Genomic DNA, 16,752 nt, shown 5'->3' with positions numbered 1-16,752 from the left:
AGGAGCGTCACGCCATGCGTCTGAGCAGTGCGACGATTTACAACCAAAGCTTGAATTCCATGCTCGCTCAGGAAAGCGCCTACCAGGACGCCGCCCAGCAAGTGGCCAGTGGCACGCGAGTGGTCACCCCTTCCGACGACTCGCTGGCCGCCGCCCAGGCCGTCAACGTTCGCCAGGCGATCTCGGCCAACGAGCAATATGCCGACTCGCGTAGCGCCATCACCACCTCGCTGTCCCAGGAAGAAAGTACGCTCGATAGCATCAACGATGCCATCAGCAGTGCCATGGCCCTGGTCGTCCAAGCCAACAACGGCACCTTGAGCGATGCCGACCGTGAGTCCCTCGCCACCTCGCTGCAAGGCGTCTATGACACGCTGGTGACCTTGGCCAACGCCACGGACAGCAACGGCAATTACCTGTTTTCCGGCTATCAGAGCCAGAGCCCGGCCTTCGCCGAAAATGCCGATGGCGAGCTGGTCTACCAGGGCGATGACAACGTCGTCACGCAACAGGTCAGCTCCACCCAGACCATGGCCAGCGGTGACAACGGCGCGGCAATTTTCCTGTCGGTCAGCAGTTCCGCAGGCTTCATTGCCGAAGCCGGCGACAACAGCGGCAGCGTGACCTTCGACGGCCCCGACATCACCGACACCGAGGATGCCAACTACGGCACCGGTTTTACCGTGACCTTCAGCACAGCCGCCGACGGCACGGCCCAATACAGCATCGATGGCGCAGACCCGGTTGCGTATACCTCGGGCGACACCCTTGAAGCCAACGGGCTCTCCCTGACCCTCAGCGGTGCCCCGTCCGACGGCGATACCATCACCGTCAGCGCCGCGGCCGATGCCGACCCGGACCTGTTCGCAACGTTGAAAGGCCTGATCACAGCGTTGCAGACGCCGGTGGAGACCGAAGCGGATCAAGCCAGCCTGAGCAACACCCTGTCCACGGCCAGCCGCGAACTGAGCAACGCCCAGGACAACGTCCTCACCGTACTGACCTCGGTGGGCTCACGGTTGAATCAGCTGGAAGTGCTCGACACCATCGGTGATGACCTGGCACTCAGCTACACCGAACGCCTGTCCGGCCTGGTGGATGCCGACTACACCGAATCCGTCACTGAGTACACCTCTCTGCAAGTCGCGCTGCAGGCAGCCCAGCAAACCTTCGTCAGTCTTCAGGAAATGTCGTTGTTCGAGTACATCTGAAGCCGCACAAGAGTCTCGCAAACCCTGCGGGAATGTGGCTTGCCCGCGAAGAATGCAGCGCGGCTTTTCAGGTATTACGCGTCATCGTTCTTCGCGGGCAAGCCCCGCTTCACAGGGTCTGGCAGGGGTGCCCGAGTGGTTTCAGGAGCGCGCCATGTGATCGATCAGGTATTGCATGAGTTGCAGGGTGTGGGTCATCAACCTGGCCAGAAACTGCCCCAGGTCGCCCATCACCACCATCAGCAATATCAAGCCCACACACAGCGTCGCCGGGAAGCCCACGGAGAACACCGTCAATTGTGGCGAGACGCGGTTGAGGATACCCATGGCCAGGTTGATGATCAGCAGCGTGCCGACCATTGGCAGCGCCAGTAAAAGGCCGGTGAGGAAAATTGTGCTGCCATAGCGAGCGATCAGGTTCCAGGCATTGGGATCGAAGTGCACGTTGCCGATCGGCAGGCTCTTGAACGTCGCCGCCAGCAGCTCAAGCACCATCAAATGCCCGTCCAGCGCCAGAAACATGAGGATCGTGATCATGCTCAAAAAGCGCGACAGCACCAGGCTGTTGGTGCTGGTATCGGCAGAAAAGAACGTGGCGAAGGCCAGGCCCATCTGCATACCGCAAATGTCGCCGGCCATCTCGACCACCGCCAGCGTGACGCGCATGACCATGCCCAGGGACATGCCGATCAACACCTGTTCCACAATCACCCCCAAACCGGCCCATGAAAACAGGGCGACATCCGGCATCGGTGGCAGATTGGGTGTGAGCAGGAAAGCCAGGAGCATTGCCAGGCCCACCTTCACCTGGCTCGAGACGTTCTTATGCCCCAGGATCGGGTCGCTCATCAGGAACGCCAGCACTCGACAGAACGGCCAGAAGAAGCTGCTTACCCAGAGTTGCAATTGCGCCGAACTGACTTCGATCACCGACGTCAGCCGATCAGCGTAGGCAAGCTGCTAAACAGCGCGCGGGTATAGTCGACCAGCATTTCCATGATCAGCGGGCCGGCCAGCACCAGCACCACGCACACGCCGATAATTTTAGGGATGAACGACAGCGTGGATTCGTTGATCTGCGTCGCGGCCTGAAACAGGCTCACCAGCAACCCGATAAACAGGGTCACGAATAGCACGGGGCCCGCCACGATCATGCTCATGCGCATCCCTTTGTAAGCCAGGTCCATGACCATTTCCGGTGTCATTGTCCACGTCCTCCAAGCCACATCATCAGGTGAAAAAACTTTGCGCCAGTGAGCCGAGCAACAGCTGCCAGCCATCGACCAGCACAAACAGCATCAGTTTGAACGGCAGCGAAATCGTCGACGGCGGCACCATCATCATGCCCAGCGCCATGAGCACGCTGGCGACCACCAGATCGATGATCAAAAACGGAATGAAGATCGTGAAACCGGCCTGGAAAGCCGTCTTCAGTTCGCTGGTGACGAAGGACGGCAGCAACACCCGCATCGGGACATCTTCGGGGCCTTGCAAGTCTTCGATCTGAGCCAGACGTGCGAACAGCGCGAGGTCGCCCTGGCGGGTCTGGGTCAGCATGAATGCGCGGAACGGCTGACTCGCCTGGTCGAGAAATTGCTCAACCGTGATCTCGTCCTTGGAGAATGGCAGCCAGGCCTTTTCATAGGCCTGATCGAGGGTCGGGGACATGACGAAAAACGTCAGGAACAGCGACAGCCCCAACAGCACCTGGTTCGGTGGCGCCGAGGTGGTGCCAATGGCGGTACGCAGCAAACCCAGGACGATGATGATGCGGGTGAAGCCAGTCATCATCAGCAACACTGCCGGCAAGAACGCCATGGCACTGAGCAGCAACAGGGTTTGCAGGCTCAGTGACCATTGCTGGCCGCCAGCCTGCCCGGTGAAGGCGGCCAGTTCTTGCATCCCCGGTTCCGCCTGGGCCTTGGCCATCAGCGAGACCAGCAACAGGACAGACAGCGCCGCCCGCTTCAAGCCCCGCGCAAAAAAAACCGACGAGTTCATGACGGGCTCCCCGGTTGATGGTCGCTGCGCGGGCCACTGCGCCGCAGGGCCGCGGCCAGGCGCTCGGCAAAACCATCACCATTCGCGGCGCTGCCCTCCGGGTCGGCTGGCGGTGCATCCATCTGCGATAGCGCGCTGACCTGTTGCGCCGTCACGCCCAGCACCAGCCACTTGCCCTGGACTTCGACGATCACCACTTTCTCGCGTTGCCCCAGACTCGTGCTGCTGACCACGCGCATCACTTTACCGGGCGTCAACGCACGCACTCCGGCACGACGCACGACCCAGCCGCAGAGCAAGACGCAGGCGACCACCAGCCCCAGCGCCAACGCTGTCTTGCCGAGCAATGCCAGGTTCATCAGGCTGTCCGAGGGGACGCCAAGGGGCACCGGGGGTGTCTGGCTGAACTGACTCATCGGTTGAGCTTTTGTACGCGTTCGGAAGGGGTAATGATTTCCGTGATCCGGATACCGTACTTCTCATCCACGACCACCACTTCCCCCTGGGCGATCAGATAGCTGTTGATCAAGATGTCCATCGGCTCGCCCGCCAGGCCATCGAGCGCCAGTACCGAACCCTGGGCCAGCTCGAGCAACTGCTTGATGGTGATCCGCGTACGGCCAAGCTCGACGCTCAACTTGACCGGAATGTCCATGATCATTTCCAGTTCCCGCGCGGCGGCCACCGGCGGCGGCACCGGCAGTGGTTTGAAGACGCTGGTACCGGCACCCGCGGCAACATGCTCAGCGCTCTCCTGCGCCTCGCCCTGTTCGGCCAGGGCCGTGGCCCAAGGGTCATCGGTCTCGGGCTCAACGCCCTGCTCGGCCATGGCGCTGGCCCAGTCATCGGCCTCTTGTGGCTCGATTTGGCTTGAATCAGTCATGGTCAGACTCCTTGGCGGTGGACACATGGCCCTTGATGAACTTGCTGGTTGAGGTGGAAGAGGCAAAGCCCACGGAGTGATCGACCAACTCCTTCACCAACAGCGCACGCACGCCGTTCTGGCTACCGAATTCGCACTTCATGACAGGCACCCCGTCGACTCGAGCGCTGACGATGTCAGGCAGTTCGATAGGCAGGACGTCACCGACTTTCAGCGCCATGACTTGCCCGACCCGCGCATCCATCTCGACAAAGTCGGCGATCAGCTCGATCTCCGAGTGGGTAATTTCCCCAGCCATGCGCTTGTTCCATTGCCGCTCCTCTTCGGGATTGACATCGGTCAGAGGGCCGTTCAGCAACTGGCGCATCGGCTCGATCATCAGGTAGGGGATCACGATGTTGAAATCGCTGGAGAGGTTGCCGACTTCCAAATGGAACGTGGCATTCACCACGATTTCATTGGGCGAACTGGTGATGTTGGCGAACTTGGCCTGCATCTCCGAACGCAGGTATTCGATTTCCAGGGGATAGACGGACTTCCACGCGTCCTTGTAGGCGTCCACCGACAAGCCCAGCAAACGTCGGATGATGCGCTGCTCGGTGTGGGTGAATTCCCGGCCTTCGGACTTGGTCACGAACCGGCCATCCCCACCGAACAGGTTGTCCACGACCATGAACACCACACTGGGCGGAAAGACCACCAACGCGGTACCGCGCAACGGCTTCATCGCCAACAGATTGATGTTGGTGGGCATCGGCATGTGCAGGGAAAAGTCGCTGTAGCTTTGATAGCGCACGCTGGTGACGGTGATATCGATGCTGCGCCTGATCAGGTTGAACAGGCTCATGCGGAAGTAGCGGGCGAAACGCTCATTGATGATATCCAGAGCGTGCAAGCGCTCATGGATCACCCGATGCTGAGTCGCCGGGTCATACGGACGAACATCGACATCCTTGAGTGTAGCGACATCATCCGGGGCGTCGCTGTCGACACCTCCGCGAATCAACATGTCGATTTCGTCCTGGGAGAGCAGATCGTCTATGGCCATGGATCACTGCACGATAAAGTCGGTGTACAGAACGTTGAGCACCGACAGCTCGGGCTGCTGTGCCGTCAGGGAGTGTTTGAGCATTTCGAGGATGTTGGCAGCGAGGCGCTCCTTGCCCTGCGGATTGGCCAATTGCGTGCTGTCCTGTCCACTCAACAGTGTCAAAAGCTGGCTGCGAATCTGCGGCATGTACTGTTGCAGGAGCAGCTGTGTCGAATCATTTCCAACTTCCAGCGCAAACCCCACATACAACAGGCTTTGCTCATTGCGCTCGTTCTGAAGATTGACCGTCATCGGAGCAATCGTGACCAGCCGCGGTGCCTGGGGTTTGTTCTCCACGGCGTTGACTTTCACCGTCTCGTCGATAGCGGTCCTGTCGTGGCTCATAAAGACATACATGCCGCCGGAGCTGGCTGCCGCCGCGACTATCGCCAGCGACACAATCAGGAGCCAGGGGGTTTTGCGGGTGGTGGTCATTGCTTGGAACCCTGGAAAGAAGGAGAACGGTGGGCAGGGCTCAAGTATGACCAACCCTCCCGTCTCCCCATGGGGCGATAAGACCAGGGTAACGACGGTATCTTGCTGTTTTGATTTGTTATTCAGACGTACAAGTCGACGCCCGAGCTGCGCACAACGATGCTTTGTACCGGTGCGTCATCTTCACGTGGCGCCGTGGCGAGAGCGTTCACGCCAGTGCGACTGCCTTGGGCGTCGTGCCGAGCCTGGTCGCCCGACGCCTGACGAGAGGACTCATCGCTGACCGAAGCCTGGCCCAACGAAATGCCCTGGGAAGCCAGGGCCTCTCGCAGCTGCGGCAACGCCTGCTCCACCGCGGAACGCACCGAGGCATGCGCCGATTGGAACTGCGCCTGAGTATTGCCGTCATTGAGATTGAGGCTGACGGACAACGGGCCGAGCCCGGCCGGGTTCAACCTCAGGTCGACCTGTTGATCACCGCGCGTGATCATGTCGATCACCTGTTGCCCCAGGCCGTCCTGCCAATCAGCCGTGCCAATGGCGGCAGAAAGCACCAGGCCATTGGCCGCGACTTTGTCGGTATTACTCACCCCAATACTGTTCAAGGCCAACGCTGCCAAGTTGAAAACGCCGGTCACGTCGCCACTGGCGGAGCTATCGACCTGTCCGGCGACTGGCACGTTGTCACTTTGGGTACGCCCGTCTTGCGGCGCATCGGTAACCGCACCGCCCAATGCCGGCACAGCGCCCTGCCCCTCCATCTGCACGGACGTATCCAGAACGGCCTCAGGCTCGCTGCCCACAGACCTCAGATTCGCTGCCGGCAGGTTTGTATTGGGACTGGTCAATGCATCAGGATCCGCCGGCACAACTGCCTGGCTGGCGGGAGCAAGTGCCACGACCGGTTGAGGCACCATGGGTGCCACGACCAACAACGCAGGATCAAGCTGGCCGGCACTTTGAATCAGATCCATGCGCTGACGAATATCCTCCAGCGTGCTGTCACGAGCGTCCGTACCGTTCAAGGCATCCTGCTGAACGTCTTCACCCAGGTCCGCCGCCGTGGCGTAGAGATCCAGATCGGGATCCGCGTCCGTAGGCCGGGCATCCTGTTCGGCCCAGGCGGCGGCCGCTTGCTGGCCCGATTGAACAGCAGGAGACGGCGGGAGCGTCTGTTCCGGTTGCTGGACCGGCTCGAACACGGCCTCCTCTGTCACTGCCACTGGCAACATCGTCGACAGGCCAGTCTCATCGAACGCAGCAGCGTCATCGCTCGCTGAAGCCACCGTCTGGTTGATCGTCGAAGACGTGGGGGCAGGTGCAGGCGGCTCGGTGTCCGACACCGCCGTCCCCGCCTGGGCCTGGCTGCCCTCGGTCGAAACCGCAGGCCCCGCCGGATCATTGTTCGCTGCGGTCTCGCTCAGTTGACTCAGTACTGACGCAAAGGGCTCGGCAGTCCTGTCCTGGGGCTGGCTTGATACATCAGTTTGAGGCAAGGCCGCCGACGATGAGGCGAACGAAGCGATGATATCCATGGTGTCCTCTAGAAACGGCTGTCGATGGAGGTCAGGAAACGGTCCAGACGCTGACGCAACTGGCTGGCCATCTCATCGGTTTGCCGTTGCTCGACACGCCCGGCCTGCAACCGCTGCTGCTGGGCCCGACGGCTGAGCAAGGCTTCAAAAGCGCTGACCTTGCGCCACTGCGCCATCCAGGTCAGTTGATGCTGGGCCACCTGTTTTCGATGACGCTCCAGGCTCTTTTGCGCCCGGTCGACGGCCTCTTCCAGCGAGTGGAGAAAGCCCCGGTAATTCGTAAGGGCCGAAGGGCTCATACCCTCCTTGAGCAGTTCGCGTTGCAGGTTCTGCCGGTACTCCTGCTGGTACTCATCCAGTGTGCGCAACTGATTGATCACCTGCTGCTCGGCCTGGCGACTCTGCGCCAATGCACGCGCCGCCACATCCCGCGCTTTGGCGGACAGTTCGATAAGCAGGTCAAGGGACTGGTTTGCCATCGTTGATTACTCGCCAGGAAGGATCATTTACCAGGGAACAAGAGGTTGAGCCCGGATACGGTCTCTTCCACGCTTGCACGGTCATTGATGCGTTGTTGCAGGAACCGCTCGATATGCGGGTACATGCCAACGGCGCGATCGAGTTGGGCATCGTGCCCTGGCGCATAGGCGCCGACGCTGATCAAATCGCGATTGCGCTGGTAGCGTGAGAGCATCTGCTTGAGCTGTTGTGCCTTGCGCTGCTGCGACTCACTGACGATGGCCGTCATCGCCCGGCTGATCGAGGCCTCGATATCGATGGCCGGGTAATGTCCGCTTTCGGCCAGGTGACGAGACAGGACGATGTGACCATCCAGAATCGCCCGGGCCGCGTCGGCAATCGGATCCTGCTGATCGTCGCCCTCGCTGAGCACCGTATAGAACGCGGTGATCGATCCCCCACCCGGCGGGCCGTTGCCGGTGCGTTCAACGAGTTTCGGCAATTTGGCAAACACCGAGGGCGGGTAGCCCTTGGTCGCCGGAGGCTCGCCCACGGCCAGGGCAATTTCACGCTGGGCCATGGCGTAGCGGGTCAACGAATCCATGATCAACAGGACATCCTTGCCTTGGTCGCGAAAATCCTCGGCCAGGCGCGTCGCATACATCGCGCCCTGCAACCGTTGCAACGGCGAAGTGTCGGCCGGCGCAGCGACGACCACGGAACGGCGCAAACCGTCTTCGCCCAGGATGTTATCGATGAAGTCCTGCACCTCCCTGCCCCGCTCACCGATCAGGCCGACCACGATCACATCGGCCTGGGTGTAGCGAGCCATCATGCCGAGCAATACCGATTTGCCGACGCCGGATCCGGCGAACAAGCCCAGGCGCTGACCACGACCGACACACAGCAAGGCATTGATGGCACGAATACCGACATCAATCTGACGATCAATCGGTGCACGCTTGAGCGGGTTGAGCGGCTGAGTGTGCAGACTCGCGTGATGGGCGCCCAGCAGCGCCCCCCGACCATCCAGGGGCCGCCCACCGCTGTCGAGCACCCGCCCCAGCAACGACATGCCCAGCGGAAAATGGCGAGCACCCGCCGCACCCTCCGGACAATCTTGCGACGCAAACACCCGCGCCCCCGGTTGCAGGCCCTGGATCTCCTCCAAGGGCATCAGGTACAGGATTTCACCAGCAAAACCGACCACTTCGGCCTCGGCGTAACCAGGTTGCAGACGGTCGAGACCTTGCGCGGCCAATTCAATGCGACAGGCGCCCCCCAAGGGCAGGCGCAAGCCCACTGCCTCAAGCACCATACCGGTGGCGCGGATAATCCGTCCGCTGCGCAGGTAATCGGCGACACGCAACGGCGCCCCTTCAAAAGCATCCAGGACGCCACTCCAGCGTTCGATGTGCACGTTGCCGTGGGTCATGACTGCTCGCCGAGGATTGCCACGGCGTTATCCAGTGCCTGTTCGGTACTGCGACTCAACATCCCCAGGCGGGACTGACGCGTGGCATCCAACTCACCGCTGGCGCTGGCCACTCGACAACCGCCAGGCAGAATCGCCGTGTCGGCATGCAAGGCCCAACCGGCTGCAGCAATCTGCTCGCCAAGGCTGCTGTGAACCAATTGCAAGTCATCCGGGTTCAACCACAGGCGGGGTTTACCCGTCAGTTCCGGGTCGCTGTGGAGCATTTTCTGCACAACGGCGATGACCTGCTCCGGCTGCGCAGTCAGCGCCTCCCCGGCCAGTTGTTGCGCGGCATCAAGGGCAATCCGGGTCAACTGGCGAGCAATATGCGCATCGATCTGTTTGAGCGCCTGATCGAAGTTCTGGCACAGCTCAAGTAACGGCTGCAATGTTCGCAGCACCTGCTGTTGCAACTCCAGCGCCGCAGCCTGGCGACCTTCGCTCAGACCTTGCGCATACCCTTGCTCCACCCCTTGGGCATGACCGATCTGCTGCGCCTCGCTGACGGTTTTCTCGCGTAGCGCCTGCATTTCCAACCGGTGCTGAAAAGCTTGCTTGCGCCGCGACTCCCGATGGCTCATCTCCGGATCCTGGGCAGGCGCCTCATTGCTGCCCAGCGGATCCATCTGCCAGGTTTGCCAACGGTCGCTGTCCGGCGCGCGCGAGTACTCAGACATAGGCGTCATTCCCGCGTGCAGTCACGATTTCGCCGCTGTCGGACAACCGTCGAACCACCTGCAGAATGGCTTTCTGTTCGGCCTCGATCTGGGACATGCGGATCGGCCCGCGCGCCTCCATATCCTCACGGAACAATTGCGCGGCACGTTGCGACATATTGTTGAGGAAGCGTTCGAGCAAAGCCGGCGGCGCGCCTTTGAGGGCAACCGCCAACGAGTTGTTTTCGACCTGCTGAAGCAACAACTGGATGCCGCGATCGTCCACCTCGATGAGGTTCTCGAACAGGAACATTTCGTCGAGGATCTTCTGGGCCAGGTCTTCGTTGTGCTGGCGTACGGTTTCGATGGCCAGCTCTTCGTGTGCGGAACTCATCAGGTTGAGGATCTCCGCCGCGGTTCTCACGCCCCCCATTTTGCTGCGCTTGAGGCTTTGTCCATCGAGCATGACGCCCAACACTTCCGTCAGTTCCTGCAACGCCACCGGTTGCACACCGCTGAAGGTCGCAATCCGCAAAATGATGTCGTTGCGCAGGCGGTCGGGCAGCAGTTGGAGAATATCGGAAGCCTGAGGACGCTCCAGATGCACCAGGATGGTCGCGATAATCTGTGGATGCTCGTCACGAATCATCTCGGCGACCATCGAAGCTTCCATCAGGTTCAGCTTGTCGATGCCAGAACCGGTGTTGGTACTCTCCAGGATATCGTCGATCAGGCTGGCCGCGCGCTCACTGCCCAGGGCCTTGGTCAATACCGCGCGGATATGATCGCTGGTCTGGATGTTGATGGCCGCATATTGATCGGTCTCGTCCATGAACTCTTCCAGGACCTGACGCATTTCATCATGGGACACCTGGCTCAGGCGGGCCATTTCCATACTGATGGCCTCGACGTCCGTGCCCGGCAGGAACTTGAACACTTCGGCGGCGCTGTCGGCATCGAGCGACAACAGCAAAATCGCACTACGGCGAGATCCACTCATCTTGCTAGTCATTTTTTTTCATCCACCCGCGCACGATCATGGCGACCAGTCTTGGGTCTTCGGCAGCGATCTGCTGCAAGCTCTGCATGTTCTGCTCGTACACGGCCGATTTGCGCGGCAGGGTTTGCGGCGGATGCTCCTGGTTGGCGACCATGAGTCCGGTGCCCGTAGTCGTCGGCACAAGGGCAGTCCCCGCCTCAGCCAGAGCCCCCGGGGCGGGCCGGTTCATCTGGGCATTGCGCCGCTGCATCGGCCTGAGCACCAGCCACCACAGGGTCAGCGCGGCAAAACCCACCAATAAGTAGCGCAAAGCGCTCATCAACAGGTTGTAGGCCTCAGGGGTTTTCCACCACACCGGCTCGGTCACCGCCGTGTCGGTCTCGACAAATGGGCTGTTGATCACCTGCAAGGCATCGCCACGACTTTCCGTGAAACCCATGGCCTGGCGCACCAGGTTGTTGATGTTCTCCAGCTCTTCCTTGCTCAACGGCTCCGCTGTCGGCGTACCGTCCTTGAGCACGGTACGGTAGTTGACCACCACCGCCGTCGTCAGGCGCTGAATGTTGCCCAGGCCCGATTTGACATGCTCGACGTTACGGTCGACTTCGTAGTTGATCATGCGTTCGCTTTGCAGCGACTTGCCGCTCTGCGCTTCGGCTGCGCTGGCAGTGCCAGCGGTCGTGGCCGGTGCGGTGCCGGGCGCGGGTGTGGGTGCCGTGGCGCGAGTCGGTGCCGGGGTATTGGGTGGCGTGTTGGTCAGCGCGCCAGGAACACCTCGCCCCGCGCCGTCCTCTTCCAGTACATGCTCGGAGGTCTGTTTACTGCGCACCGCCGCCTCGTTAGGGTCCTGATTGGGCGCATAACGTTCGGCGGTACTTTCGCGACTGGAAAAATCGATCTGGGCGACCACTTGGGCGTGAACATTGCGGTTGCCCAGCAATGGCGTGAGGATGTCTTCGATGCGGCGCTGGTAAGAGCGCTCGACTTCACGCACATAGCTGAGCTGCGAGCCATCAAGGCCGCTGTTGTCGCTGTGAGTCTGGGACAACAGACGGCCGTTCTGATCCACCACAGTGACGGCATCCACGCTCAGCTCCGGCACGCTGGAGGTGACCAGGTGCACAATCGCGTTGGCCTGGCTCTGACCCAACTCCCGGCCAGGTTGCAGGGTCAAGACCACGGACGCGCGCGCCGCTTCGCGGTCGCGAACAAAGACCGACTGCTTGGCCATGACCAGGTGAACACGCGCCTTCGCCACCGGTCCCAGTGACTCGATGGTCCGCGACAGTTCACCTTCCAGGCCGCGCTGATAATTCAAATGCTCGGCAAACTGGCTGACGCCGAATGCCTGCCTGTCCAACAGTTCGAAACCGATGCTGCCGCCCTTGGGCAAGCCCTGTTCGGCCAATTGCAGGCGCAGTGCGTTCATCTTGTCGCTGGGCACCATGATGGTGTTGGCCCCTTCGCCCAGACGATAAGCAATCCCGCGCTTGTCCAGTTCGCCAATGATTTGTCCACCATCCGCCTCACTGAGGCCGGAAAAAAGCACGCGGTACTCCGGCTCACGCGCCCACAGCAGCAACGCCACTACAGTTGCAATGACCGCCGCGCCCGCCAACAACAGCGGCAGTAAAGGCTGGCTGCGAAACAGGCTCGACAACGCCGCCAACGGCTTGGCTGGAACACTGACCGGAATGTTCTTTGGCGCGCCCTTGGCCAGAACTGCGGTACTCACGAGCACCTCGATAGCGAGGATAGGGCTGGTACGAAAGACATTGCAGAGTCCGGTAGCAGTAGTAGTCGAACAGCCTCCCGCGGCGGCAACACCCATGGGCGTCGCAGGAATCGGGACGGCTGGCAGAGCTTCATTCTGGCGAAAATGCCGAAAGCTAAAGGCCGGAAAAGCCATCGGTTTTGTCGTCATTTGAACGAATGTACGGACCCGCGGGCTTGGTAATCTGCTGGCCTAATCGCTTCATATGGGTCTTGCACCATGAATTCGTCCGCCCTTACCAATGCCTTGCAACAACTGACGAGCCTTGCCGAGCAGGCCGAAGGCGCAAGCTCCCATAGCCTCAGCAGCGTGTCGACCAGCGGGTTCGCCACAGAACTCCAGGCGTCGCTACAGCGCATCAATCAACTGCAGCAAACCGCTACCAGCCAATCCAACGCTTTCCAGGCGGGCAGCGCCGCGGTGTCGCTCAGTGATGTGATGGCCGACTCGCAGAAAGCCAGCATCGCCTTCCAGATGGGCGTGCAAGTGCGTAACCGACTGCTCACGGCTTATAAGGACGTGATGAGCATGCAAGTCTGAAAGGCTGTTGCGCAGGGTCGTGGTACGACGCTCGCCCCCCCTTATTGATGAAACTGTTGAAAAGGTGAGCGAACCCTAAAGATGGGTTTGCCGATTGCCGATGTTGCGTTCAAGCGTCCTCCTTGAGGACGAACACAACGTCTTGCCCCAACGAGCAAGGTCAGGCACAAACCAGGACAGACACCTATGGCGACGACCACCTCCACCAGCAGCTCCACCGCAACCATCACCTCCCTGGGCGTCGGCTCCGGACTGGATCTGGACAGCATTCTGGAAAGCCTGGAAGAGTCGAAAGAGACCAGCCTGCTGGACCCGATCACCGCCCAGGAGGAGTCGGTCAGCGCCGAAATATCCGCCTATGGGACGCTGACCAGCGCCCTGACCACCTTGCAAACCGCGGTCGAAGCCCTGGCCGATGAGAGCCTGTACAAGTCCTTGACCACGACCCTGTCCGGCAGCGGAGTGACGGCCGCGACCACCAGCGAAGCCGAGGCTGGCACCTACACGCTGGCAGTGACACAACTGGCCCAGGCCCAAAGCCTCACCACCGCAGGTAGCGCGGACAAGACCACTGCCCTGGGTACCGGCACGCTGACCCTGCAAGTCGGGACACAAGAGGCAGTCTCGATCACCCTCGACAGCAGCAACAACACCCTGGAAGGCATCCGCGATGCAATCAACGCGGCCGATGCCGGCATCACCGCCTCCATCGTCAATGATGGCAGCGACACCCCCTATCGCCTGGTGCTGACATCAGACAGCACCGGAACCGAATCTGAAATGACCGTGACCTACACGGGCACGGACAGCACCGATCAAGCATCGAGCCTGTTCGGCTACGACGGCACCACGGGCAACATGACCGAAACGGTCGAAGCCCTGGATGCCGAACTGACGATCAACGGCATCGCCATCAGCAGCCAAAGCAACACCGTCGAGGATGCCTTGCAAGGGGTCACCCTGAGCCTGTCCGCCACCAGCAGCTCTCAAACCCTGACGATTGCTCAGGATACCGATGCGATCCTCGAGGCCATTACCACCTTCGTCGATGCCTATAACGATTACGTCACGACAGTGGATGAGTTGACCGCCTATAACGCGGATACGGATACGGCCGGCGAGTTGCTGGGAGACTCGACCACCCGGCGAATCAGCAGTGAGTTGAGCAGCGACCTGTACAGCGCGATTGGCAGCGGGACGTACAGCTACCTGTCACAACTGGGTATTTCCCTGGAAGTCGACGGCACCCTGCTGATTGATGAAGACGCACTGACCAGCGCGCTGGAAGATGACGCGCAGGCTGTTTCACAATTTTTTATCGGCACCGATGACAGCACAGGATTCATTACCCAATTGTCGAGCGACCTGGACAACTATCTGGATGAAGATAACGGTTTGATTGTCGCCAAGACCGACAGCCTGGAGTCCAAGCTGGAGCAACTTGAGGAGCGTTATGAAGAGAAACAGGCGCTCATCGACTCGGAAATGGCTCGGTGGACCGAAGAGTTCACCCAGCTCGACACCTTGATATCGGAACTGAACTCGACTTCCGATTACCTGACGACCCAATTTGACGCACTTAATAGCGATGATTGATGACACTACTGCGGAGCAAATTAGATGAGTTCCATTCGAGACGCTAATGCTTACGCCAAGGTCGGCGTGGAAAGCGGCATTTTGGCGGCCTCTCCCCACCAAAGAATCGTGATGTTGTTCGACAGCTACCAGACGTCGATTCGTATTGCCCGCCTGCACCTACAGGCGGGCAATATAGCCGAAAAAGGCAGCGCCATTACCAAGGCGATCAATATCGTCAGCAAGGGGCTGCGCGCCTCATTGGATCTTGAGCAGGGAGGTGACATTGCCGTGCAACTTGACCAACTCTACGACTACGTCATTCGTGTGCTGCTTAGAGCAAATCTCGACAATGACGAGGCAGCCCTCACCACAGCCGCAGACCTGCTGAACAACGTCGCCACCGCCTGGCTAGCCATTGGCTCGCAAATCGAGGAAGAGCGGTAGATATGATACAAACACAATTGATCGCCGCTTATGAGCAACTACTCGAACAATCCCGACGCATTCTCGAATGTGCAGAAAGGGCCGACTGGGATGGCATCTTCACGCTAAAGTCGCAAGGCCTGATCGACGCCGCCTACTTGCGCCGCGCTGAAGCCCAGGCCGAACTTGATGATGCCGGCCAGCAACGCAAACTTGAGCTCATGGCACAAATAATGGAGCTCGATGGCCAAGTAAGCTCATTTCTCCATGCGCGGCAGAATGACTTGGGCCAACTCATGCAAATCAATCGTCGAAAGAGCGACCTGAACAATGCCTATCGCACCCCGTCCAACAGCGTAATACCAATAAGCCACTATTTGTATCATAAAAAATAAGAAGCGCGTACAAGCCACATCAAGTCACGACACATTGATATGGAACTATCCTTGAAGTACGAAAAAATCGTGAAAACGGACAACAAATAGTCTGCCTCGATCTGTTATCGTGCGTTCAAGCTGATACTTTAGAAAAAATAAATGGTATTCACGACCTCTGGGCAAGGTCGAGCATGTGAATAACCAGAAAAGTACAACCCGACTTTCGTTCACACGAAAGCACAACATCTTAGTCATTTGTCTTTTTGACATTCATCTGCCGGAGGTCACACCGTCAACGTGTGCCCAAACTGTAGTATCCATGGGGAGGGGTAGAAATTGCCAAATACCAATACAGAGCTTGAAGATATCCAGGATCTGAATCTTTCATATTTGCTACTGGCCCAAAACCTGTTGCGCAAAGATCGAGAGGTGGCCATTTTTCGCCTGAAACTCAGCGAAAAAATGGCGGATCTACTGACCAAACTGAGCAGCAAGCAGATGACCCAGCTAGCCCGGGTCAACCAACTGATTTGCCGCCCCGTTTTCGAAGAGACAGATCGACTATCCAAAGTCTTGGGCAACGCTCGCGAACTGGGCATGGTGGAAATTCATTCAGCCTTGCTGATGGCCGCCGCCGATCGCTCAGGGGATATACGGTTCGGGGAAGGCTGAGCCATGTCAGAAAAAAGCCTGGTCACCGAAATGCAGCAAGTGCAACTGGCAATCGAACTGATTGAACTGGGCGCACGTCTGCAGGTGCTGGAAACCGAGACGTCGCTCAGCCGAGGACGTCTCATCCGGCTGTACAAAGAAGTTCGAGGAGCTTCTCCGCCCAAGGGCATGCTGCCCTTCTCCACCGATTGGTTCGTGACATGGCTCCCGAATATTCATTCATCCCTGTTCTACGGCATGTACCGCAGCATGATCGAAATTGGCGGATACCGGATCGACGCATTCGTCAAAGCCTATCGCCTCTACCTGGAACAGGTCGGCAACCAGGAAGGCGAGCTGGTGCTCGGCCTGACCCGCGCCTGGACGCTCGTACGCTTCTTTGAAAGCGATATGCTTGAGCTGATCCGCTGCTCGTGCTGTTCAGGCGAGTTCGTTGCGCACTCTCACGCACCAGTGCAGCACTACGTCTGCGGGATTTGCCAACCACCATCACGCGCGGGGAAAACCTTGAAACGTCGAGACATCGAGGCCCAGCTGCTCGATAGCCTGCCTCCGGTACGCAAGGCGTAAAACAAAAACCTCGCAAAAATCCCCACACGCCAAAGGAGGGGGTAAACCCTGACCGGGTTTACCCCCTTGCC

The 16,752-nt window shown here is 59.6% G+C and carries 20 protein-coding genes; 7 read left to right on the top strand and 13 right to left on the bottom strand.

What is annotated here, in order from left to right; translation table 11 throughout:
- Positions 1-14: 14 nt before the first annotated feature.
- Positions 15-1,211 carry a flagellar hook-associated protein FlgL gene (gene flgL / locus SGN16_RS11675; RefSeq protein ID WP_335944094.1) on the top strand — a complete coding sequence of 399 codons (1,197 nt, stop codon included), beginning with the start codon at positions 15-17 and terminating at the stop codon, positions 1,209-1,211.
- A gap of 141 nt (positions 1,212-1,352) precedes the next feature.
- On the opposite strand, the gene fliR is transcribed toward flgL, so the two are convergent.
- From fliR to fliF, 13 genes are all read right to left on the bottom strand, one after another.
- On the bottom strand, positions 1,353-2,141 hold the full coding sequence (gene fliR, locus SGN16_RS11670) for a flagellar biosynthetic protein FliR (RefSeq protein WP_335944093.1): 789 nt from the start codon (positions 2,139-2,141) through the stop codon (positions 1,353-1,355).
- Between the two features lie 5 nt (positions 2,142-2,146).
- Complete coding sequence (fliQ, locus tag SGN16_RS11665) at positions 2,147-2,416, bottom strand: flagellar biosynthesis protein FliQ (RefSeq protein WP_335944092.1); 270 nt, start codon at positions 2,414-2,416, stop codon at positions 2,147-2,149.
- A 25-nt stretch (positions 2,417-2,441) separates the two neighbouring features.
- The gene (fliP, locus tag SGN16_RS11660; RefSeq protein WP_335944288.1) at positions 2,442-3,140 is read right to left on the bottom strand and encodes a flagellar type III secretion system pore protein FliP; all 699 of its coding nucleotides are present in this window, start codon (positions 3,138-3,140) and stop codon (positions 2,442-2,444) included.
- 68 nt (positions 3,141-3,208) lie between these two features.
- The gene (fliO, locus tag SGN16_RS11655; RefSeq protein WP_335944091.1) at positions 3,209-3,628 is read right to left on the bottom strand and encodes a flagellar biosynthetic protein FliO; all 420 of its coding nucleotides are present in this window, start codon (positions 3,626-3,628) and stop codon (positions 3,209-3,211) included.
- The gene (fliN, locus tag SGN16_RS11650; RefSeq protein ID WP_335944090.1) at positions 3,625-4,095 is read right to left on the bottom strand and encodes a flagellar motor switch protein FliN; all 471 of its coding nucleotides are present in this window, start codon (positions 4,093-4,095) and stop codon (positions 3,625-3,627) included. The genes fliO and fliN overlap by 4 nt, the downstream gene beginning before the upstream one ends.
- Positions 4,088-5,143 (bottom strand): flagellar motor switch protein FliM, encoded by a 1,056-nt coding sequence (gene fliM, locus SGN16_RS11645; RefSeq protein ID WP_335944089.1) that lies wholly within the window; start codon positions 5,141-5,143, stop codon positions 4,088-4,090. Before fliM ends, fliN begins: the two co-directional genes overlap by 8 nt.
- Positions 5,144-5,146: 3 nt before the next feature.
- Positions 5,147-5,620, bottom strand: coding sequence for a flagellar basal body-associated protein FliL (gene fliL, locus SGN16_RS11640; protein ID WP_335944088.1), 474 nt, complete (start codon positions 5,618-5,620; stop codon positions 5,147-5,149).
- A 122-nt stretch (positions 5,621-5,742) separates the two neighbouring features.
- Positions 5,743-7,155 (bottom strand): flagellar hook-length control protein FliK, encoded by a 1,413-nt coding sequence (locus SGN16_RS11635; protein WP_335944087.1) that lies wholly within the window; start codon positions 7,153-7,155, stop codon positions 5,743-5,745.
- Positions 7,156-7,163: 8 nt separating this feature from the next.
- Positions 7,164-7,634: a flagellar export protein FliJ gene (gene fliJ / locus SGN16_RS11630; protein ID WP_335944086.1), complete on the bottom strand. Its 471-nt coding sequence runs from the start codon at positions 7,632-7,634 to the stop codon at positions 7,164-7,166.
- 23 nt (positions 7,635-7,657) lie between these two features.
- Positions 7,658-9,049 (bottom strand): flagellar protein export ATPase FliI, encoded by a 1,392-nt coding sequence (gene fliI / locus SGN16_RS11625; RefSeq protein ID WP_335944085.1) that lies wholly within the window; start codon positions 9,047-9,049, stop codon positions 7,658-7,660.
- Complete coding sequence (locus SGN16_RS11620) at positions 9,046-9,768, bottom strand: flagellar assembly protein FliH (RefSeq protein WP_335944084.1); 723 nt, start codon at positions 9,766-9,768, stop codon at positions 9,046-9,048. The genes fliI and SGN16_RS11620 overlap by 4 nt, the downstream gene beginning before the upstream one ends.
- On the bottom strand, positions 9,761-10,747 hold the full coding sequence (fliG, locus tag SGN16_RS11615; RefSeq protein WP_335944083.1) for a flagellar motor switch protein FliG: 987 nt from the start codon (positions 10,745-10,747) through the stop codon (positions 9,761-9,763). The genes SGN16_RS11620 and fliG overlap by 8 nt, the downstream gene beginning before the upstream one ends.
- A gap of 4 nt (positions 10,748-10,751) precedes the next feature.
- Positions 10,752-12,482: a flagellar basal-body MS-ring/collar protein FliF gene (gene fliF, locus SGN16_RS11610; protein WP_335944082.1), complete on the bottom strand. Its 1,731-nt coding sequence runs from the start codon at positions 12,480-12,482 to the stop codon at positions 10,752-10,754.
- 258 nt (positions 12,483-12,740) lie between these two features.
- Here fliF and fliE point away from each other — a divergent pair, with 258 nt between their 5' ends.
- From fliE to flhC, 6 genes are all read left to right on the top strand, one after another.
- Positions 12,741-13,061, top strand: a complete 321-nt coding sequence (fliE, locus tag SGN16_RS11605; protein WP_335944081.1) for a flagellar hook-basal body complex protein FliE — start codon at positions 12,741-12,743, stop codon at positions 13,059-13,061.
- Between the two features lie 186 nt (positions 13,062-13,247).
- Entirely contained in the window at positions 13,248-14,657 is a 1,410-nt protein-coding gene (fliD, locus tag SGN16_RS11600; protein WP_335944080.1) for a flagellar filament capping protein FliD, read from the top strand.
- Between the two features lie 24 nt (positions 14,658-14,681).
- Positions 14,682-15,083: a flagellar export chaperone FliS gene (gene fliS / locus SGN16_RS11595; protein ID WP_335944079.1), complete on the top strand. Its 402-nt coding sequence runs from the start codon at positions 14,682-14,684 to the stop codon at positions 15,081-15,083.
- 2 nt (positions 15,084-15,085) lie between these two features.
- Complete coding sequence (locus SGN16_RS11590) at positions 15,086-15,457, top strand: flagellar protein FliT (RefSeq protein ID WP_335944078.1); 372 nt, start codon at positions 15,086-15,088, stop codon at positions 15,455-15,457.
- Between the two features lie 318 nt (positions 15,458-15,775).
- Positions 15,776-16,111, top strand: coding sequence for a flagellar transcriptional regulator FlhD (gene flhD / locus SGN16_RS11585; RefSeq protein WP_058546290.1), 336 nt, complete (start codon positions 15,776-15,778; stop codon positions 16,109-16,111).
- Positions 16,112-16,114: 3 nt separating this feature from the next.
- Entirely contained in the window at positions 16,115-16,681 is a 567-nt protein-coding gene (gene flhC, locus SGN16_RS11580; protein WP_335944077.1) for a flagellar transcriptional regulator FlhC, read from the top strand.
- Positions 16,682-16,752 lie beyond the last annotated feature (71 nt).

The organism is Pseudomonas sp. G166 (genome assembly GCF_037027455.2).
In the GTDB taxonomy this organism is placed as follows: Bacteria; Pseudomonadota; Gammaproteobacteria; order Pseudomonadales; family Pseudomonadaceae; genus Aquipseudomonas.
Note: the sequence above shows the minus strand (reverse complement) of the source record. Positions and strands in the feature narration are given on the sequence as shown.